The sequence below is a fragment of the Caldicoprobacter faecalis genome, assembly GCF_900115765.1.
In the GTDB taxonomy this organism is placed as follows: Bacteria; Bacillota; Clostridia; order Caldicoprobacterales; family Caldicoprobacteraceae; genus Caldicoprobacter; species Caldicoprobacter oshimai.
On record NZ_FOXR01000023.1, the window covers coordinates 18,256 to 39,311 of the forward strand.

The window sequence follows — 21,056 nt, forward strand, 5'->3', positions numbered from 1 at the left end:
CATTATAAAAAGGTGTTAGAAAACAAAAAACATGCTACTGAGTATAGTAGTAATTCATACTATATCCCATCAAAAATACGGATAAAGCCAAGGATACATCAATGTTATCGAAGGAATTTCTCTTTAACAATGTTCGCATATTCAATTATGTCTGTAAGATTGTTTTTCAAAATCGCATATACTATTTCGGGCTGTATCCGTATATAATCATGTACTATAATATTACGAAACTGAGCCATTTTTTAAGATTTTCGGCAAGCTTATTGGGGATAATTCCTTGTTCCATCAATATTTGAAATAATTCCCTGTTGCTTTCAGGTTCTCTATAGCCGTGGTAAGCAATTATATGATTTGCTATATCGATGCACGCTTCGATGTATGTAAAGTTCTTTCAATGTAGCGTCTCACAACTTTATCATTTGAAAACTGTTCCCAGCTTACTTTTGTCCTTGCCTCCTCAAGGTCCCTGCAGTACTCATCCAGGTACGCCAGCCTTCTGGCAATTACCGATTTTTCAACCACGGTGCATGTCCCTCCGTTTCTCCTCTAACCGCTTTAAAGCCTGAGAATAGTACAACTTATAAAAAGGCTGCATATCGAAGTATTCCCTGCGTTTTTTTACTTCGAAAGCTACTCGCTTGTCGATATTCTTGTCTACCAGTAGTATCTTGTTAAGCATTATTTGGTGGAAGAAAAACGGATCGGCGCTTTCTAAATCCACTACGTCTACTCTGGCGTTGAGCAGCTCTTCCAATTCCCCGGCTATCTCAAGCTTTCTATGGAATCGGTATATTGTGCTTCTTTCCCCATCAAATAGAACCGCTATATCAACATCGCTATTTTTTCTTGCCTTACCTTTAACAGTGGAGCCGAAGAGGTAAGCCGCTATTACGTCTCCTTGGTTTTTGAAATAGGATTGAAGTTTTTCTATTATGCTCTGTATGTCCATGCCTGTTCACCTTTGCTTTTTTTATTACTACTATTTTACCTTATTTTGATTCGAAAAAACAGTCGAAAACCCCGATTTTATCAAAAAAATACGTAAGAAGACTCCATCTTCTACTACAAAATGGAGAAGATGAATTGCTAAAAATGTGGTAAAATATTTCTTGGGTGATGGCTAATGTACAAAAACCAGAAAAATCATATAGGATGTGATAAGCAAACATATAAGCTATTGAGGGAGTTGTGTCATCTTTCTAAAAATCTGTATAACTACAGCCTCTACCTTGTTAGAAGATACTTTTTCGAGAATGGTACACGACTAGAATATGAAAGGGTACATCATCTCGTAAAGGAAAACGAGAACTACAAATTGCTTCCATCACAGGTTGCACAGCAGACAGTACAAGCAGTAGATGAGGCGTTTAAATCCTTTGTTGGATTGCTGGAAGCAAAGAAGGGAGGAAAATTTGTTAACCCGGTATTTGCCTAAGGAAGGAAAGTAGCTGGCGAGTCTGCGATTAAGCGGATAGTCAGTAGTGGGTGTGTGAACCACCCTATGAGAATAAGGGTAGCTTAGACTACCAAACTTCTCATGAAGCCACCACCTCTATAGGTGGTTGGAGGTCACTCACAAATGATGGCAGATATAATATAATTCTATTTAAAATTGAGTTTGTTCAACTATAAATGACTAAAATTTGAATAAGAGGCGAGATAAATGTGAGTTATACGGATAGCGAGTTGAATCTGAAGCGAATTGCTGATTAAATTATCAGGAGGTGCTTTGCTTGAGGATATATGTAGGTGTTACTGATAATAATTGGTATAAATTTTTATCAAAGATAAGCCCTGACGAAGTTAATTTTTGGAGACCCAGTGATAAAAATTACTTTAGGGCAATTGATGTAGGAGATATGTTTCTTTTTAAGTTACACAGTCCAATTGATTATATAGTTGGTGGAGGATTTTTTGTAAGGTATTCACGTTTACCTGTATCATTAGCATGGGAGATATTTGCTCAGAAGAATGGTGTAGAGGATTACAATGACTTTTTAGCAGCTATTTATAAGTACCGAAAAACTAATCGGTTGATAGAACCTGATCCTGTTATAGGTTGTATTGTCCTTTCTTCGCCATTCTTTTTTCCAGAGAGTGAATGGATATCAGTACCTGAGGATTGGAAATCGAATATTGTACAAGGTAAAACTTACGATACGTCTTCGTTAATAGGAAAAAAGCTTTATGAACAAGTAGAAGAAAGATTAATAAAAATGAAATTGAATGAACCAATGCATTATGAAGAGGCAGACAGAGTAGAAGAATATGTAAATGTGAATAGATATGGGGCTCCGACCATTGTATATCCAAGAATTGGGCAAGGGACATTTAAAGTTTTGGTGACAGAAGCGTATAACAGGCGTTGTGCAATATCGGGAGAAAAAACTTTGCCTGCTCTTGAAGCAGCGCATATAAAACCCTATTCTAAAGGAGGTATTCATAGTGTAAAAAATGGTTTATTGCTCAGAAGGGATTTACATACATTGTTTGATAGAGGATATATAACTATAGATGAAAATTTATATATAGTAGTTAGTAAGAGAATTAAGGAAGATTACGGGAATGGACGAGATTATTATGCATTTCATGGTAAAAAGTTATCGGTAATACCCAATAATGCAAACGAAAGACCTGATCCTCAATTTTTAAGATGGCATAATGAAAATGTATTTTTATAGATATAAAACATATGGGGTTTTAACATTAATATTTGGAAATTGCAAGAAAAGCTGGAAGTACAAATAAAACAGCAAGTTGAACGAGCTCAAACGGAGTTTCGTAAAGGATTGGAGCAAAGGAAGAGGCAAAGGTAAACTGAGGATTATCGTAAAGAAATAGAAAGATGGAGGCTTGTCTTATATGCTTATATGGATATACAAAGATCGAGAGAAAAGCTATCTGATTATTCGAAAGCTTTAAATCGGCTTAAAGAAGTGCTGGAAAGGGACCAATTGGATGATACGTTTTGGATGCAGTTATATAGAGGTTTGAGTTCGCATACGAGCTTTCGTGGAAGCTCATCAAGGCTTAAATGTCGTACAGCGGCATAGCGGATGTTAAAAAACACCCCGACAAGCTTTTAAGGAGGTTTGTGCTGCCGGCTTGATTGATGAGGGAGACGTATGGCTTGGGATGTTGGACTAGAAATCTCACTTCGCATACCTACGATGAAAGCGCTGTATATATCGATCTGCTCTTCCCAAAATAGCTCCGGCAGTAATAGCCAAGGTGCTAAGAGGATCCACAGCCCAAATGCTTTTCGTGAAGTACCCAGAGCTTAAAACTAAACCTCGGGTGGCCATGTTTGGAATCCGAGCTATTATGTGGGTACAGTCAGACAGGTTTTAAGCGAGACCATCAGGCGGTATATTGAACCCCAGAAAACAAAGGAAGGTGGTGAATGAGTGTCTCTGATTACTCTTAAAGCGCAAATCCATACAGATTCTGAAACTAAAACTATTCTAAAAGACGCCATGTCGTGTGCTACCAAGGCCTAGAAGGAGCTTTTGTGACATGTACGGAAAGAGTACGAAGAAACCAGGAAGGTAAATATTTCTCGGAAGAACCTCAACCGCCTCCTAAAATAGCTTCCCAGGGCTAAGGGCTATTATTCAATATCCGTGCAGCTCATATGGGATGAAGTGCGGGAAGCGTACAAGTCTTTCTTTACACTCAAGAAAAAGGGCCTTGTACAGCATGAAGCTCCCGGTTTCCGCTGTAAGGGTCAACTTTCATCGCTTAAGTACGTACAGAGCGGTTTCAAAGTAGAAGAAGATAAAAGTTACGCTAAGTCTGGGGTACCAGCTGTGCATACGGGGTAAAACAGATCTCTTTCCGCATATCTCACCGTCTTGATATTGAAACGGAAGAACAGGCGATAAGGAGAGTGCTGAAGGATCACCCGATTTGCAGATTTTATGGGAACAAAGGCCCTTTATTGAAGGTACTATTGAAATTGACGATGTAAACCCACTTTTTCAGATATTTTCTTTGAGAATGTAGGGCAAAGGGATAAAGCGATTGAAGTGCTAAAATATTTATCAAATAGGGATCAATTTGACCATGCTACGTATGAGGAAGTTTTGTTTGCTTTGAAGAGTATGAGCGAAAAAATTTGATGATGGCAAATTTTATCATAACAAAAGAGCTACCGCATTGTATTAAGATGTGGTGGCTCTTTTAATTTTTAATTATGGTTAAAAGAGTGTTCGATAGTGCTTATTTTGATGGATAATACTATTGCACAAGGATAATAAAAATGCTATAAAGTGCGGCTTTATTATGGATAATAAATATAATTATTTACTTTGGCTACAAAATCATTATAAAATTTAAATTGCAGGAGCAAATAATTAGCCATGATTTAGTCCGATGGATGTTCGTGTGTTGAACAGAAAGGTAATACATAATTAGTACTCATTGCTTTGTCAGTTAATCACAATTATTGTAAAATAATAAAGTATTATAAAAAATTAAATTAAAATGGGGAGAGAAGAATTATATGGCAGACAAGAAACTCAAGCTATTTAAAGTCAGTGCTGACGAGGTAACATTATCGTTTATAGCCTATGTAGTTTCAGGTTTATTTGCTCTTATATGTGTGTTACCTTTTATATACGTGTTGGTGTATTCGATTATCCCATATAGTGAATATCTAAAAAATCCATTTAATCTCATACCTAAAAATATAACATTTGAGGCTTATAAGATGGCTATGGATTATAAATATTTGTGGACTGGTTATAAGAATACCATATTTATCGCAATTGTTGGGACTATATGTTCGCTGATTCTGTTGGTTTTGACAGCTTATCCACTGGCCAAGAGGGATTTAAAAGGTCAAAAGTTTATAATGACCTTATGGATTATCACTATGTTTTTTAGCGGTGGGATGATCCCAAATTACCTTTTGATAAGGAGTTTAGGATTACTTAACAATTTATGGTCAGTAATATTACCAGGGCTTCTTGGAGCTTATAATCTCATATTAATGATAAATTATATTAGAGGACTTCCAACGTCTATAGAAGAAGCTGCCCTCATTGAAGGAGCAAATGATATTCAGGTATTATTTCGTATAATATTACCGCTCTGCTTGCCCATCATAGCTACTCTGGGCCTGTTTACAGTGGTTGGATACTGGAATTCATATTTTGATGCAATTATATATTTAACAAAACGAGAAATGTGGCCATTGCAATTGGTTTTACGTGAAATTGTATTTGAATCAGCTGCTAATGAAATGGAATTGCAGGGGGTGGAACAAAGGATAATACAGCCTTTTACGCTCAAAATGGCTTCAATAATTATAGCTACGTTGCCCATCATGTGCGTTTACCCATTTTTGCAGAAATATTTTATGGCTGGTTTGGTTCTAGGTGGTGTTAAGGAATAATAATGTTTATTTAAATATCTAGTTAGAATGAAATTAATGGAGGAATGAATAATGAATGTTAAACCTTCAATAGTCAATAGTAGAGCTTATAATAAAAGAATAGTGACTATTTGGCATTATATATTAAAGAAAAGATATTTATACCTAATGTGTATTCCGGGTATGATATATCTTATTGTTTTTAAATATATTCCAATGTATGGAATAATAATTGCTTTTCAGGATTTTAACTTTAAACGAGGTATTCTTGGGAGTTCTTTTAATAACTTTGCTAATTTTAAGCAACTTTTTGGGAGCGAGATATTTTATAATGTTCTTTCAAATTCTTTAATACTTAGTACTTTACGCTTAATTATAACATTTCCAATACCCATTATATTGGCTTTACTATTAAATGAAATAAAAAAGCAAGTGTTTAAAAGGACGTGTCAAACATTTATGTATTTACCTCATTTCATTTCGTGGGTGGTGTTGGGTGGTATTTTGACAAATTTTCTTTCTATGGAAGGATTAATAAATACACTTATTGAAAAGTTGGGAGGACAGAAAATCAATTTTTTAGGTTCAGCAGAATGGTTTAGAACTGTAATTATTGGGGGGAATATATGGAAAGAAGCTGGCTGGGGTACAATTATTTATCTAGCTGGATTATCATCTATAAATCCAGAATATTATGAGGTAGCAACTGTTGATGGTGCTAATAGATATCAAAAGCTATGGTACATTACATTACCTGGATTAGCTAATACCATTGTAGTTATGTTAATCTTATCAGTAGGTGGTCTCATGAATAATGGTTTCGAACAGATTTATCTTTTTCAAAATGGATTAAATATTAGTGTATCTGAAGTGTTTGAAACTTATACGTATAGAATTGGTATTGTAGGTGGTAGATATTCTTATTCAGCCGCTGTTGGACTTTTTAAATCTGTAGTTGCAGCTGTGCTATTGTTTTCTACCAATTATTTGGCAAACAAAATTAGAGGGGGCTCGCTATATTAAAGTGGTCTTCATACACAAGAGCATTAAGCTTGTGTGTATGAATATAAAAATCTTTAGGAGGGATTAAGAATGCAAGATAAGAATTTTAGAAGTTTACTGACGACATTTCTGATTGTTCTGCTAGTATTTTCTTTAATGGCTTGCACAAACACATCATCTAAAGATACAAGCCAGGATACAAATCAGGATAGCAACCCTCAAAATAATGAACAAGCGAGTACAGAGGATGATGAAAGTGCTAATGGTTCGGAAGAAGTAGTAACTTTGAGAATGATTATTAGAGTGAATCCAGAATATGTTGTAGAAGGAAATCCTATTATTGAGGAGCTAGAAAAGCGCACAAACACTAATTTAGAAATCGAAGCTCCACCTATAAATAATTATAGTGACCGACTAAATATTGTAATGGCTTCAGGAGATTTACCAGATATTATATATTTAGGCGACATGGGAACCTTGTATAGAAATTGGGCAAAAGATGGGCTCCTTCTTAAACTAGATGAATATTTTGAAAAATCTATGCCAAACGCGAAGAAAGTGTTGACTGAAGAAGAATTGGCATTTACGAGGATCCCAGAGTTGGATAATGGGTTATACTCGTTACCACGTGTGCAGACAAAACCATGGGATAATATCATTTATCGGAAAGATTGGCTTGAGGCACTTGGGCTTGAAGTTCCTACAACGCCTAAAGAGTTTGCGGAGGTTATGTTAGCATTTGCTAAGAATGATCCTGATGGCAATGGACAAGATGATACTTATGGCTGGTCATATAATAGAGCCATGGGACATTTACACAGGAACTTAATCGGAGGATTTAATATTAGACCTAATTCTGTGCCCGATGAGAATGGTAATTATGAGCTAATGCAAGCGCAGGAAGGATATATGCAGTTTGTGGACTGGTTGCGTGAAATGTATATAAACGGTGCAATGGATCCTGAATGGTATTTGACAAAGTACGCGGAAGATGACGAAAAGTGGAATGCTGGTAAGCTTGGAGCTGTGTACACAAACAAAATTACCGAGCATATGACCAGTCCTACTAACACACAAGTCAAAAAGACCAATCCAAAGGCAGAATTAGTTGCAGGACCGCCTTTGAGGCCTGAGGGGAAGACTGTTTCAGATGTGTATTATCCTCCTCAAATTTGGGGGAATTGGGGAATCAGTGCTGATAGTGAACATATAGAGAGGGCTGTAGCATTTCTTGACTATGGATATACGGACGAATGCAACGAACTATTAGTGATAGGGATGGAAGGAGTAACCTATACTCGTTTTGACCCAAAAACCAGATTTGCTTTAAGGACGCCTGAACAGCAAGAAGCGGCTGCTAAGTATACTTCTACTTATGCTTCTATTAATTTTCAAACACAGGATAAAGGGTTATTATTTGTTCCAGGAGGGACTGAGGAAGAGTTCAATACATTCATGCAGGCATATGAAGAAATAGGCAAACAAACGCATAGAATAACATATTTACCAGAAACTATAATTCCAGGAATAAGAGAAATATTAGTTAAAATTGAAGATTCGGGTATTAATACAAGATACCAAGAGTATGAGACTAAATATATCTGTGGACAAATTTCGCGTGAAGAGTTTGTCAATTTTATTCAAAACGAGTATATTCCTGCTTACGAAGAGTATATGAATGCTATTAGAGAGTCTGGCATAAACAAAAAGTAATGCTCATAAAATAGAAGGCAAAGCTTGGCGTGTTTCAAGCTAGCCGATTTTTATACAACTTGAAACACGCCAGGTGTTATATTATAATTTATCTAAATTTTAGTTTAGGAATTAGTTTATAGGGGGCAATGTTTTATCTATGGTAAAATGCAACACAGTTGATTGGAACAGAGTGTTGGAGAAAATCAAAACGCAGCCCTGGGCTGCTGCGTTAGTTAAAGCATTAAAGCGAGACTTTGAGGAGCACGTTAGCTTATGGCCTAAAGATCCACCTCTTGAACAATCTGCATGGGGGCATTATTATTTTTGCAAAGACTGTGGAGTGAGGTTGAAGTTTAACATCAGTGAACCACATGTGCATGTGTGTCCTGTATGCGGCAAAGCCTATAGTGGATGGCCGTATGATGGCGCGTGGCGTAAAATTATGCATTCGGCTATTGTGAGCAATATGGAAAGAGCAGCGATTTTGGCACACATAGATGATGAAGATAAATATAAACGATATATACATGATACCATTCTCTTTTATGCCAATAATTACGATAAATATCCCGTGCATGGAGAGCATGCAGGGAAAGGAAAGGTTTATCCACAGGTGCTTAGTGAAGCGATATTTGTTATAGCTATTGAGCGCATTTTACGCATGAGTGCGGATCTAAATATTTTTAGTGAGGCGGAATATAATGCTATAGGCGAGTTGTTCTTTATCCCAGCACTACAATTGATTAAACCGCAAATTGGTGCTATTCACAATATTCATGCATGGATGCAGGCTGCGGTAGCGGCTTGTGCTAATTACTTAAATGATAGTGATTTATTGAATCAAGCAATTTACGGCGAGTATGGATGGTTAAATCATCTAAAAAAGGGAACAACACAGGAAGGAATATGGTATGAACTGTCAAGTTCTTATCATTATTATACTTTGAATGCTCTGGTGAGCTTTGCTTGGATTGCTTTGGAGAATGGTATTAATTTATTTGAAAATCCTTTGCTGAAGAAGATGGCGTCAAGCTATATACCATTAGTTTATCCAGATGGCAAATTCCCTGCTTTTAATGATTGCTGGTTTGAATCAAATATCTTTCAAACATGTAGCATTTATGAACAGATGTTAAATTTTGACAATTCACTTGAGACGCTGTTAGCGTGGATATACAGAAATATGCCTCCGAAACCATATGAATGTCTAAATGCTCTGTTTAATAGCGAAAATAGGCTTACAGGCTATGTACGTGCTTCTTTGGCAGCACTCTTATATGGGCCTGTCGATTTGCCTGAAGTGAGGAAACCAAAGAGGAAAAGCTTTTTATATCCCGACACGGGGATAGCGGTTTTGCAGAACGACAAGGTGAGGGTAACTGTCAAATTTTCGGGCAATGGAGGAGGACATGACCATAATGATAAGATTTCTATAGAATTATATGCACATGGTCAACTTTTAAGCTATGATGTAGGGACCACTGGCTATGGGATTTCGTTTACCAGAGAATGGAGTCAATCATCTATTGCTCATAACCTGGTTTGTATTGATGGCAGGAGGCAGAGGAACTCTCAACGTGCAGATGTGCTAAGCTATGACGGCAAGAGCATCTTCGTGCAAACTAATGATGCTTATGAAGGAGTTTGCCTTAAGCGCAAGATATCGTTACAAGAAAGAGGTTTTGAGGATATTTTTACAGTTAGATGCAATAAATTATCTCAAATTGATTGGGTATTTCACTGCAGAGGCCAGGCGGAAACTGATTTACCGCTTGTTGATAGGGAAGTATTTACCGAAGACAATGGATATAACCAGTTGTTTGATTTAAAACATGCTATTTTTGATAAAGACTTCAGCGTGTGTTTTAACTATAAGAGATTAAAGATTCATGTTTGTTTTAAAGGCGAGAAAAATACGGAAGTGATCGTTGGTAAGTGTTATGGAAGCAATAAAAAGGATATCTTATCTTTCATAATGTTAAGGCGTTATGCTCAGGAAACAGAATTTAAGCAGCAAACATGTATTGTCAAAAGTTGAGTTGTCTTTTTAACCACGAAATGGCAAAATGTTTTTTAACTGAGCCAACTGTTTAGGTCAAAGATTAAAAACAATAAATACAAAACAAATTTCTAAAAAGGAGAGTGAAATAAGGTGAGTAATCAATTAACCCCCATTTTAAAATCCAGTCCAGTTATAAAACGCTATGAAAACAATCCCATTTTATCGTATAAAGATGTCCCTTATAAAGCTGCTTTAATATTTAATGCAGGGGTTACTAAATATCAAGGTAAATATGTTATGGTGTTTAGGAATGACTATGGTTCTATCGAGGAACAGAGATTAGAAGGAACTAATTTAGGGCTTGCTTTTAGTGATGATGGTATACATTGGGAAGTAAAGGATAAGCCTTGTTTTGAACTTAAAGATGACGAAATCTTGCGTGCGTATGACCCTCGCTTAACAGTAATAGATGGAAAAGTATATATGTGCTTTGCGGTTGATACAAAACATGGTATTAGAGGAGGCATTGCTGTAACTGAAGATTTTGAGAAATTTGATATTCTTAGTATGACAGTTCCAGATAACCGAAATATGGTATTGTTTCCAGAAAAGATCGGCGGAAAATATGTAAGGTTGGAACGTCCATTTCCAGTTTACGGTCGAGGTGGAAAAGATCGTTTTGATATCTGGATTTCTGATTCTCCTGATTTGGTGTACTGGGGAAATTCAAAGTTATTATTGGGGGTGGAGGATGTACCTTATGCTAATGATAAAATAGGTCCCGGTGCGCCACCTGTTAAGACGCCAGAAGGTTGGCTTGTAATCTTCCATGCGGTGGATATAGATCCCAATAGGGGTAAAAACGGCTGGGAACCTTTCTGGAAGAAGAGGTATTGTGCGGGAATAATGCTTTTGGATCTAGAAGATCCTTCTAAGGTAATCGGGGTTTATAAGGAACCGCTTATGGCACCCGAGGCTGATTATGAAGTTTCAGGAGGTTTTAGAAATCACGTTATATTCCCGGGAGGGATGATTCTGGAAGATAATGGAGAAGTCAAAATTTATTACGGTGCAGCCGACACTGTGGAGTGCCTTGCAACAGCTCATGTTGATGATTTAATACGGCTGTGTAAAGGTGTTTAAGAATTTGTTGAGATATAAATAAGGACACTTGTACAAGATTTTGCACTTAACCGCTGAGGTGATCATCTGATATGCGTTTTTTAAATAAGATTTATGGCAATGTAAATTTATTAAAAGTATTAAATGTTCGAAAAAGGTTAATAATATCTACATCTTTTTGGGTATTACTGTTAATTATAGTTAATTTTGTTCTTTTTTATATTTTTATTATGAATAACTATATTCAGCAATTAAAAGATTCAAATGAAAGTTTAATTAAACAGATTGGCTTTTCTTATGAAATGGTTTTAAAAAATATAAAAAATTCGGTATTTAAAACTACCTTATCTGATATGGAACTTCAAGAATTAGTTCGAAATTATGACAATAGCTTTGATTACAGGAATGAAATCTTTAAAAAGTTACATGATATAACGCTAGCCAATGAGTATATTCAGTCGGTTTATCTATACATTCCGTCCTGTAATCAAGTATTTAGTACTTCCAATAATACTGAAAAAATATCATCTTTTGAAAGTTTTTCTGATCAGTCTGTTTTTTCTAATATTAAGGAGAAAACTTATTATTGTCTTGAGCCTCGCTTGATAGAACACAATAGAGTAAAAAAGCTGGTTTTTTCTATCGTGTCATCGGTTCCTCTTTATAATGAGCAAAATACTGGTTTTTTAGCTGTAAATGTGGATTTGGATAAATTACGCTACGACATGATGGTTAAATTTAAGAAAAGTCAGTACCTAAATTTTTATGTGGTTAATGACCGAAACTCTATTATTATCACAGAAAAAGAAAATGACAGGTTGGGAAAAGTTTTGGAAAATGAACCAGTCAATATAATTTTGTACAATGGGCTTTGGGGTAACATTTTATATAATGATATAATGATCACCTCAGTTTATCACTCGAAATTCCTTAAATGGAAGTTTATTCTCGAAAACTCTATAAATACTTCAACTGGTAGTTTAATGAGTCATGTTAAAAATTTAATATGGCTTGTGAATGCTTCGATATTTGTATTGACTATTAGTATTTTATTGCTTGTTGTTTTGATCATCATATTTACCCGTCCAATTAATAGGTTATTAGCAAAATACAATGAAGAGTTATGGAAAAATTTTATAACTGATGGCATACATGTTGTTGAGGAAACAAAACAGCAGATTATGGGGGACTGGCTTCAATTTGATAATGCAAAATTTGGTACCATTGTATTGCGCATTGAAGATAATGGCATTACCAATAGGATTATAAGCTACTATAAGCTGTTATTTGAAGAAATGATTAATTCTTTGAAAGAACAGGATAATCTTAGAGCAAAACCGATAGTTATAAACAGAAATACGCTTGCAATTGTAATTTGTTATCCTGATAGTCCGTCGTTCAAGGCTTGTGAGCAAAAGCAGGAAAGACTTGCGAAAATGATATACGAACGAATTAACCCGTTGCATCGCAGTATGGCATATCTAGGTATAAGTACCATAAAAGAGCACATTAGTTTAATCCCTGTATCCTATCGAGAATGCGTGGAAATGTTTAAATATAAACTTACATTCAGTGATTCGCGTTTACTTTATTTTTCTGATATAAGAGACAGGGAAGAAGTTTATGAATATCCTTGTGCTCTTGAGAAACAATTGTTGAATAACCTGGCGATTGGAAATGCTGAGTCCTGCAGGGCCTTAATAGATGAGTTTTTCTCATTATTTACAAATCCAGCTGTTAAAATAACTGATTATGAAATTCTTGACGGCGTTCACCGCTTGAGGGACTCTATATTGAGAAATTTTAACAGTTATTTTAAGGGTGATGACCTCAAACACGTTGCCAATTTAAATGTGTACAGTTTAAATGAAATTAAAGATGCTTTTAACAAATTTATAGGAGAAATTTGTTACAAAGTTATACAACAAGATAATGATGAGAAGAGCATGCTATATAAGACGGTTGTAAATTATATTGATAAGTATTATACACAACCCGATATTAGCCTTGATAAGATTGCTGAGACGTTTAATTTAAACCGTAACTATGTCAGCAAGATTGTAAGGGAGGTCACTGGCTACAACTTTACAGATTATATTAATGCGAAAAGAATTGAACTTGCCAAAAAGCTTTTGCAGGATACAAATAAAACAATTAACGACATTGCAAAGGAAGTCGGGTTTAACTATTCATACTACTTCATAAGGATATTTAAATCTCTGGAAGGGATAACCCCCGGCCAGTATCGAGAAAGTTTAACCAGAGCATCAATATAATTACTAAGAACAACTAATGAAATAATCAACAAAAGAGCTACCACATCCTTTCCAGACGTGGTAGCTCTTTTGTTGATTATTCCTCCAATTCCAGCTCTACAACGGTGTCAATCTCATCAGGCAGTTTAGAGCTCCTGAGGTTGATGAATATGGCGTCGCCATAATGGTGCGCGTTCCAGGGCTTTTGAATGTTTACTTCAGAGCCATCGGCCAGTAGCCTTGCTCTTTTGACTTTGCCTTTTATGCCCTGAATGGCGATGGGGCCTATACCCCTTTCAAATATGTGGGCATACAGCTTGTTGCCTTTCTTTGTATAGCGTCCCCATTCGGGTTTTGGTAATCCGGCATTGCCGCAACCATATATGCTTTCACCGTTTTTGCTCATCCATTTTCCAATTTCGGTGAGTATCTCAACGCTCTCCTCTGGGATTTCTCCCTTTGCATTGGGGCCAACGTTGAGCAGGAGGTTTCCACCCTTGCTTACACATTCAACCAGCGCTCTGATGAGCTGTTTGGGCGATTTAAAGTCCTTATCGGCCGCCGCATAGCCCCAGTGGTTGTTCATGGTGATGCATGCCTCCCAGGGTATGGGATTGCCGGCCTCATCCACAACGCCTTCAGGCGGTATGATCTGTTCGGGGGAAGCGAAGTCACCGGCATAGATTTCTTTATTCACTGACCGGATGTTACCGCCCAGCCTGTCATCTATTATGATATGGGGTTGCAGGGAGCGGACCATTTTAACCAATTCGGTGGCCTTCCAGGTTTCGCCTGACATGTTGCCGTACGAGAAATCAAACCACATTATATCGATCTTTCCGTAGTTGGTGAGGAGCTCCCTTACTTGTCCATGCATATATTCGATGTATCTGGAAAAATCGTGCTTTTTGTCCTTCCAAGCTTCATTGTCCCTCATTGGATGGAAACTGTCACCATACGCCGGATAATCGGGGTGGTGCCAGTCCAGCAGCGAATAATAAAACCCTACTTTTAGGCCTTCGTTCCTGAAGGCTTCGACGTATTCTCTGATGAGGTCTCTGCCTGCGGGGGTGTTGGTTGCCTTATAATCGGTGAGCTTGCTGTCGAACAGGCAGAAGCCGTCATGGTGTTTGGCCGTCATGACGGCATACTTCATTCCGGCTTTTTTTGCCAGGGCTGCCCACTCTTTGGGGTTGTAGTTTACCGGATTGAACTCCTCAAAGAAAGGCTGATAATCTTCAATTGAGAGCTTTTCGTGGCTTCTCACCCATTCACCCCTTGCCGGGATGGCGTAAAGGCCCCAGTGGATAAACATGCCGAAACGCGCTTTTACAAACCATTCGATGCGCTCATTTGCTGTTGACATGCCATTACCTCCCTTTTAGTATTTGCACAAATAACAAAACCTCTTAGCAGATTATATTGAAATTATGGTATAATAAAAATGGAAATTTTTAATCTTTGGTTGTTCAAAACTAACTTTTTGCGTATGAGGAATTTCAATTGTAAGAGGGTTGGCCGATGAAGCATGACAAAGCGCTGCTTATAAAGAACTACCTGTCAAATCTTCAAGTAGATGTCCAGGTGGCAAGTTACACATGCTGCCCTCAAAGCTGGGCCGACTTTGACTATGTGCCCGATTACAACAAGTTTTATTATATATGCGATGGGGAAGGGTGGCTTAAAATTGGAAGCGACGAGTATTATCCTAAGCCCGGACAGCTGTTTTTGATGCCGGCAGGTGTGGTGCAGTCGTATTCTACCATAAGCGAGAACACGTTCAAAAAATACTGGTGCCATTTCACGGCAAAAGTGGGAGAGATGAACCTTTTTGATATCGTGAGGACTCCGGTGTTTGTGGATGTTGGCGATGATCGAGAGCTTAAAGAGCTTTTTGCGGCTCTGGTTGACAGTTACCACAGCGGCGGCTTTACGGATGCTCTGCGGCTTAAAGGGATTATGATGGAGATCATAGCCTGGTATTTTGACAAATTATCGTTGGACGATATACAGCTTTATGCTTATTCCTCCACTCAGGAGCTAGGCGAGGTGTTAACCTTTATTGAGTCCCATCTCAATGATAACATAACAATCGATGACCTTGCCAAGATTGTGCATTTTCATCCCAACTATTTCATAAAATTTTTCCGGGATCACCTTGGTTGCTCGCCAATGCAGTACATAAACAGGCTTAGATTGGAGAAGGCCAAGCATCTGCTTAAAACCACTGATTTGACGGTTAAGGAAATTGCTGATATGATTGGGTTTAACGACGCAGGGTATTTCTCAAAGGTTTTTAAAAGATACACTGGGTTTTCACCGCAGGAATTCCGAAATATTTAACGCGAGAGGGGGTAACCATATTTGAAGAAGGATATAAATGATCGTCCAATTGATGCGCCTCAAGCCAGCATATGGTATTTACATCACAGCGGCTTTGCTGTTGAAACCGCTGGGCATTTCCTGGTGTTTGACTACTCCTGTGATAAACCCGAGGGTGAAGCAAGGAGCCTTGAAAGCGGAGTTGTCACTCCAGGCCAGCTGGATAAAGATAAGAAGATAGTGGTGTTTGTGTCCCATGGACACGGGGATCATTTCAGCCATGTGATTTTTGACTGGCAAAATGACAGACCGGATATAGTCTATGTTTTGAGCAGCGATATAAAGCCCAGGGCAAAGCGAAATTTGCAGAATTCATATTTTGTTTCACATTATCAGCAACTGTTTATAGATGATGTGTGGATAAAGGCCTATGGCTCTACCGATATCGGCGTGTCCTTTTTGGTCGAGGTGGATGGGCTCAAGATATTTCATGCCGGGGATTTGAACTGCTGGTACTGGTACTATGAGTCAACACCTGAGGAGCTCAAGCAGGATAAGGAAAGCTTTGAGAGGGAAATCGAGAAAATGGCGGGAGAGCAAATAGATATAGCTTTTTTTCCGGTTGACCCCAGGCTGAAAGAATATTATCATATGGGAGGGGAGCTTTTTATAAAGCTGTTGCGGCCCGGGCTCTTTGTGCCAATGCACTTCTGGGAGCAATATGATATTACGCGCAAGTTTGCTGACAGGATGAAAGGCCTGCCGACAAAAGTGGTATTCCTGTCCCACAGGGGACAGAAGATCATATATAAGAAAGGGAGAGATGAGTAATGAAATTTAAGATGGCGCACACCAATTTCAACGTCCTTGACCTGGAAAAGAGCATAGCGTTTTATGAAAAGGCTCTAGGGCTTAAGGAGCTGAGGCGAAAGGAAGCCGAGGATGGGAGCTTTATTCTGGTGTTCATGGGCGATGGCACCACAGAACATCAGATAGAGCTCACCTGGCTGCGGGATCGAAAGGAGCCGTATGACCTGTCTGACAACGAGATACACCTTGCTTTCGTTGTGGATGATTTTGAGGCAGCCTATCAGCATCACAAGGAGATGGGTTGCATTTGCTATGAAAATAAGAAGATGGGGATTTACTTCATTGAGGACCCTGACGGATACTGGATAGAGATTATTCCGGAGAAGAGATAAGCTTAAAACAGAGACAACATTGTCAAGGGGGATGAAGGCATGGCAAGCAGGGATTGCAGCAACATGGCGAGCAATTTGAAAAACTGCACGTGCAGCTATGATTATTGTAGCCGTAAGGGTAAGTGCTGCGAGTGCCTTTCCTATCACTGGAGCCGAAAGGAGCTGCCGGGGTGCCTGTTTCCGCCGGAGGTGGAGCGTACATACGATCGCTCTCTGAAGAGGTTTATACAGGTCTACGGCAATAAGTGATTTTAAGGTATTCCTTGAAAGAGTTATGGTGGTGTTATATCTTTGTATTTGCAGGTATATGTGATTGGTAACTCGTTACGGTGCTATATTAAAGTTGGGCTTACGGTTAACGGTGCCCGAGAGGAGGCTTGAAGGGCATGCCAAGGAAAAGGAGCGGTATTAGCCAGACCAGAAGCCTGCTGTATGGCCTGGCTCGTTTTCTAGGGGATGTCCATGCCGTCAGCAAAGGGCCCGGGGCTGTCGCCAAACGGGCAGCGCGCAGAGCTGCAGGCAGGGTAACGGCCAGGGCTCTCAGAAAGTTGTTTAAATGATGTCTGGGGTACTGATTGAGCAGTACCCCATTTTTGTTTTGGTTATAAAGTTATCCAAATGTATATAAAGCTCATTGTGAAATGGATGTGTAGATGCATCATATAAAAAATCCTTGTGAATTTTTGCTTTGCTTAAGGTTATATCTAGAAAAGTATAAGAAGTACTGCTGATGATAAAAATAAAAGTGAAAAGATGGTTACTTTATCCTAGACATGAAAGGAAGTCGACATGGAAGAGAAAAACCGTAAACCAAACAGGCTTATTTCAGAAAAATCTCCGTATTTGCTTCAGCACGCTTACAATCCTGTGGACTGGTATCCGTGGTGTCAGGAGGCTTTTGATAAGGCAAAACGGGAAGATAAGCCTATATTTTTATCCATAGGGTACAGCACTTGTCATTGGTGCCATATTATGGAAAGAGAGTCCTTTGAGGACCAGGAAGTGGCCGATATACTCAACGAAAATTTTATCTCCATAAAGGTGGACAGGGAGGAAAGGCCCGATATCGATCACATATACATGACGGTATGCCAGGCGCTTACCGGTCATGGAGGATGGCCCCTCACCATTATAATGACGCCGGATCAAAAGCCTTTTTATGCGGGAACCTATTTCCCTAAACACGGGCGTATGGGCATGCCGGGCCTTATCGATATATTGAAAGCGGTGGCCCAGGCCTGGAGGACCAACAGGCAAGCCCTTATTGAATCGGGGAATAAGATCGTTGAAGCCTTGCAGGATCAGTTTACACTGGATTCTCGAGAGAACGATTTGACGAAAGAGGACGTTCACGAGGCCTATAGAGGGCTTGAGCGCTCATTTGATCCGGTATATGGTGGATTCGGTCCTGCGCCTAAATTTCCCATACCACACAATCTTTATTTTCTCATGCGGTACTGGAAGATGACCGGTGAACAGAAGGCTTTGGGAATGGTTGAAAAGACCCTGGATGCGATGTATCGGGGAGGGATATTCGACCATATAGGATACGGATTTTCGCGCTATTCCACCGACAGGAAGTGGTTGGTACCGCATTTTGAAAAAATGCTATATGACAATGCGCTGTTGGCCATTGCTTATCTGGAGGCCTATTTATGCACCAAAAAAGATGTGTATGCTGAAGTGGCAAAAAAAATATTTACCTATGTTCTCAGGGATATGACATCGCCTGAAGGTGGATTTTATTCGGCTGAGGATGCCGACTCTGAAGGAGAGGAAGGGAAGTTCTATCTCTGGATGCCAGGCGAGATAAAAGACGTTTTGGGAGAAAGGAAGGGGCAGATGTTTTGCGATTATTATGGCATCACGGATGAAGGGAATTTTGAGGGAAGAAGCATTCCAAATCGCATCCACACCTCAGCACCCGTAAACCAGGATGAAGCCTTGATTGAGCCTTTGCGGCAAAGGGTGTTTATGCGTCGAGAACAGCGCGTTCGTCCTTTTAAGGATGATAAGATTTTGACCTCCTGGAACGGCTTGATGATAGCTGCCATGGCCATGGGCGGCAGAATACTGCAAGACCAACGCTATATCCAGGCGGCCGAAAGGGCAGCGGAGTTTGTATTCCATAAACTTGTGGATGAAAGCGGCAGGTTGCTGGCACGCTACAGACATGGCGAGACGGCATATCCGGCTTATCTGGATGATTATGCCTATCTGATATGGGGATTGATTGAGCTCTATGAGGCCACGTACAAACCGGTTTATTTGCAATATGCCATCAGGGAAAACCAGCAGATGATTCGCCTGTTCTGGGATTCCGATAGGGGTGGATTTTTTCTGTACGGCAGCGACGGCGAGCATTTAATTGCACGGCCAAAGGAGGTTTATGATGGAGCCTTGCCGTCCGGAAACTCAGTTGCGGCTATGAACCTGTTAAGGCTGGCAAGATTGACTGGAGACCAGGGCCTGGAAGATATGGCGATAAGGCAGCTTAAGGCCTTTGCAGACGTCGTTAAGCAATACCCTGCTGCTCATACTTACTTTATGATGGCGGCCATGTTTGCGCTGTATCCCACCAGGGAGATAGTTTTTGCCGGTTCTAAAGAAAACCAGGACGTTATGGATATGATCAAGGCTTTTAATTCCGTGTTTACACCCCATACCGTGAGCCTCCTGCATTCAGATGATGAGGAAGGAAGGCAGCTGGAGCAGATGGTGCCGTATATAAGGGAGCAAAAGCCGGTAGATGGCAGAGCTACTGCTTATGTATGCGAAAATTTTGCCTGCAAGGCTCCCATAGTCGATAAGGATGAGCTTTTAAAAGCGTTGAATTGAAGCCATTGATGTTAAATGCGAGGCTTATATTCGCTCTTATTCGTCGGTTGCAGAAATCATGTTAGGAAACATATTACTTTATATTAAAATATTGACACGTGGCTGCATTCTCCGAGGTAGGCTATTGAACGGGTACCGGTTATCTATTATAATAAGATGCGTGTGCTAAAAAGTACAGTACATTAAGTATGAAATCTCTGCGGTAATAAAGGAGACGATGCAGTTGAAAGGACAATCGTTTTTGATTGATACCCATGTGCATACCTCGGAGGTGAGCCCGTGTGGCAAGGTTTCGGCCGAGGAGATGGTGCGATATTACAAGGACGCCGGCTATCAGGGCATAATCATAACGGACCACTATTACGACGGCTATTTCGAGCTATTGGGGGATCAGCCGTGGGAGGCCAAAGTGCAGAAGTTTCTGTCGGGATACAGAGCGGCGCTGGAAGAAGGGGAGCGCATTGGGCTGCATGTCATGCTGGGCATGGAACTGCGCTTTCATGAGAGCGTAGAGGATTATCTCGTATACGGAATAGATGAGGATTTTCTCGTCGAGAATCCCGAGCTTTATAAACATACGCTAGAAAGCTTTAAAAAACTGATAGACAACCACAACATACTTATATTCCAGGCACATCCGTTTAGGGTAGGTTTAAAGCCCGCTGATCCCGACCTTCTTCATGGAGTGGAGGTGTTTAACGGCAATCCCCGTCACGATTCCCACAACGACCTGGCCTATGAATTTGCTGCAAAAAACGGCCTTCTTATGATTGCCGGCTCGGATGCACACCAGCCGCAGGATGTGGGCAGGGCAGGGATATGTTTACCTCACCCCATTTGTTCAGCCCGCGAACTGGTGGAGTACTACAGGGAATTTAAACAAGTTGAGATAGTTATAAATTGTGAAGACACTGGTTAAAAATGTTCTCGAGTTAAAGGTTTTGTGGAAAGGACAATAGAGGGGATACGAATAATAATCCTTTCGCTTACCAAGCTGGCTAAGCTATTAATAGGTGCGTTAACAAAGCCGAAGTATGTCCAGTTGAGTTTCCTTATTTAACCATTTGCTAAGGCTTTGTTTGCGCAAAATTTACAAGAATTCTGCAGAAAGCCTCGTCCTTGTAGGGCGGGGATGAATGCAAGGGTGTCAATAGTCTGTGAAAATGTCACCTCAAAAAGGATAATTTTTTATTCAGTAAAAATGTCACTATGGGCTTTAAAAAATATTACAGAGATAATTT

Annotated in this window: 18 protein-coding genes and 2 pseudogenes; 16 read left to right on the forward strand and 4 right to left on the reverse strand. The window is 39.3% G+C overall.

The window, feature by feature from the left end; genetic code table 11:
- Positions 1-104: 104 nt before the first annotated feature.
- From hepT to mntA, 3 genes and pseudogenes are all read right to left on the reverse strand, one after another.
- A pseudogene (hepT, locus tag BM241_RS13180) lies at positions 105-376 on the reverse strand (type VII toxin-antitoxin system HepT family RNase toxin).
- The gene (locus BM241_RS12480) at positions 355-522 is read right to left on the reverse strand and encodes a hypothetical protein (RefSeq protein ID WP_177206138.1); all 168 of its coding nucleotides are present in this window, start codon (positions 520-522) and stop codon (positions 355-357) included. Before BM241_RS12480 ends, hepT begins: the two are co-directional and overlap by 22 nt.
- A complete protein-coding gene (gene mntA / locus BM241_RS08760; protein ID WP_092282547.1) occupies positions 515-949 on the reverse strand; it encodes a type VII toxin-antitoxin system MntA family adenylyltransferase antitoxin in 435 nt (144 codons plus the stop codon). The genes BM241_RS12480 and mntA overlap by 8 nt, the downstream gene beginning before the upstream one ends.
- 174 nt (positions 950-1,123) lie before the next feature.
- Between mntA and BM241_RS08765 the strand changes: the two are divergent.
- The 9 genes and pseudogenes from BM241_RS08765 to BM241_RS08810 form a co-directional block, all read left to right on the forward strand.
- Positions 1,124-1,411, forward strand: a pseudogene (locus tag BM241_RS08765) (RNA-guided endonuclease InsQ/TnpB family protein); the annotation flags it as partial.
- Between the two features lie 322 nt (positions 1,412-1,733).
- The gene (locus BM241_RS08770) at positions 1,734-2,681 is read left to right on the forward strand and encodes an HNH endonuclease (protein WP_092282548.1); all 948 of its coding nucleotides are present in this window, start codon (positions 1,734-1,736) and stop codon (positions 2,679-2,681) included.
- Positions 2,682-3,326: 645 nt separating this feature from the next.
- On the forward strand, positions 3,327-3,407 hold the full coding sequence (locus BM241_RS08775) for a hypothetical protein (RefSeq protein WP_092282549.1): 81 nt from the start codon (positions 3,327-3,329) through the stop codon (positions 3,405-3,407).
- A 1,097-nt stretch (positions 3,408-4,504) separates the two neighbouring features.
- A complete protein-coding gene (locus tag BM241_RS08785; protein ID WP_092282551.1) occupies positions 4,505-5,398 on the forward strand; it encodes a carbohydrate ABC transporter permease in 894 nt (297 codons plus the stop codon).
- A gap of 51 nt (positions 5,399-5,449) precedes the next feature.
- Positions 5,450-6,400 carry an ABC transporter permease gene (locus BM241_RS08790; RefSeq protein ID WP_207648991.1) on the forward strand — a complete coding sequence of 317 codons (951 nt, stop codon included), beginning with the start codon at positions 5,450-5,452 and terminating at the stop codon, positions 6,398-6,400.
- A 69-nt stretch (positions 6,401-6,469) separates the two neighbouring features.
- Positions 6,470-8,092, forward strand: coding sequence for an extracellular solute-binding protein (locus BM241_RS08795; protein WP_092282552.1), 1,623 nt, complete (start codon positions 6,470-6,472; stop codon positions 8,090-8,092).
- Positions 8,093-8,231: 139 nt separating this feature from the next.
- Positions 8,232-10,112 carry a heparinase II/III domain-containing protein gene (locus BM241_RS08800; RefSeq protein ID WP_092282553.1) on the forward strand — a complete coding sequence of 627 codons (1,881 nt, stop codon included), beginning with the start codon at positions 8,232-8,234 and terminating at the stop codon, positions 10,110-10,112.
- 114 nt (positions 10,113-10,226) lie between these two features.
- Positions 10,227-11,219, forward strand: coding sequence for a glycoside hydrolase family 130 protein (locus tag BM241_RS08805; protein ID WP_092282554.1), 993 nt, complete (start codon positions 10,227-10,229; stop codon positions 11,217-11,219).
- Positions 11,220-11,290: 71 nt separating this feature from the next.
- Positions 11,291-13,474, forward strand: a complete 2,184-nt coding sequence (locus BM241_RS08810) for an AraC family transcriptional regulator (RefSeq protein ID WP_092282555.1) — start codon at positions 11,291-11,293, stop codon at positions 13,472-13,474.
- A 76-nt stretch (positions 13,475-13,550) separates the two neighbouring features.
- On the opposite strand, the gene BM241_RS08815 is transcribed toward BM241_RS08810, so the two are convergent.
- The gene (locus tag BM241_RS08815; RefSeq protein WP_025747415.1) at positions 13,551-14,819 is read right to left on the reverse strand and encodes an alpha-L-fucosidase; all 1,269 of its coding nucleotides are present in this window, start codon (positions 14,817-14,819) and stop codon (positions 13,551-13,553) included.
- Positions 14,820-14,974: 155 nt separating this feature from the next.
- Here BM241_RS08815 and BM241_RS08820 point away from each other — a divergent pair, with 155 nt between their 5' ends.
- The 7 genes from BM241_RS08820 (at position 14,975) to BM241_RS08845 (ending at position 20,734) form a co-directional block, all read left to right on the forward strand.
- Positions 14,975-15,796 (forward strand): AraC family transcriptional regulator, encoded by an 822-nt coding sequence (locus tag BM241_RS08820; RefSeq protein WP_025747414.1) that lies wholly within the window; start codon positions 14,975-14,977, stop codon positions 15,794-15,796.
- A 21-nt stretch (positions 15,797-15,817) separates the two neighbouring features.
- The gene (locus tag BM241_RS08825) at positions 15,818-16,606 is read left to right on the forward strand and encodes an MBL fold metallo-hydrolase (RefSeq protein WP_242948342.1); all 789 of its coding nucleotides are present in this window, start codon (positions 15,818-15,820) and stop codon (positions 16,604-16,606) included.
- Entirely contained in the window at positions 16,606-16,977 is a 372-nt protein-coding gene (locus tag BM241_RS08830; RefSeq protein ID WP_025747412.1) for a VOC family protein, read from the forward strand. Before BM241_RS08825 ends, BM241_RS08830 begins: the two co-directional genes overlap by 1 nt.
- A 39-nt stretch (positions 16,978-17,016) precedes the next feature.
- A complete protein-coding gene (locus BM241_RS08835) occupies positions 17,017-17,226 on the forward strand; it encodes a DUF6485 family protein (protein WP_025747411.1) in 210 nt (69 codons plus the stop codon).
- A 137-nt stretch (positions 17,227-17,363) separates the two neighbouring features.
- Positions 17,364-17,537 (forward strand): hypothetical protein, encoded by a 174-nt coding sequence (locus tag BM241_RS12485; protein WP_169729733.1) that lies wholly within the window; start codon positions 17,364-17,366, stop codon positions 17,535-17,537.
- Between the two features lie 229 nt (positions 17,538-17,766).
- A complete protein-coding gene (locus BM241_RS08840) occupies positions 17,767-19,815 on the forward strand; it encodes a thioredoxin domain-containing protein (RefSeq protein WP_092282556.1) in 2,049 nt (682 codons plus the stop codon).
- A gap of 223 nt (positions 19,816-20,038) precedes the next feature.
- Positions 20,039-20,734 carry a PHP-associated domain-containing protein gene (locus BM241_RS08845; RefSeq protein ID WP_242948344.1) on the forward strand — a complete coding sequence of 232 codons (696 nt, stop codon included), beginning with the start codon at positions 20,039-20,041 and terminating at the stop codon, positions 20,732-20,734.
- The last annotated feature ends 322 nt before the right edge of the window (positions 20,735-21,056 follow it).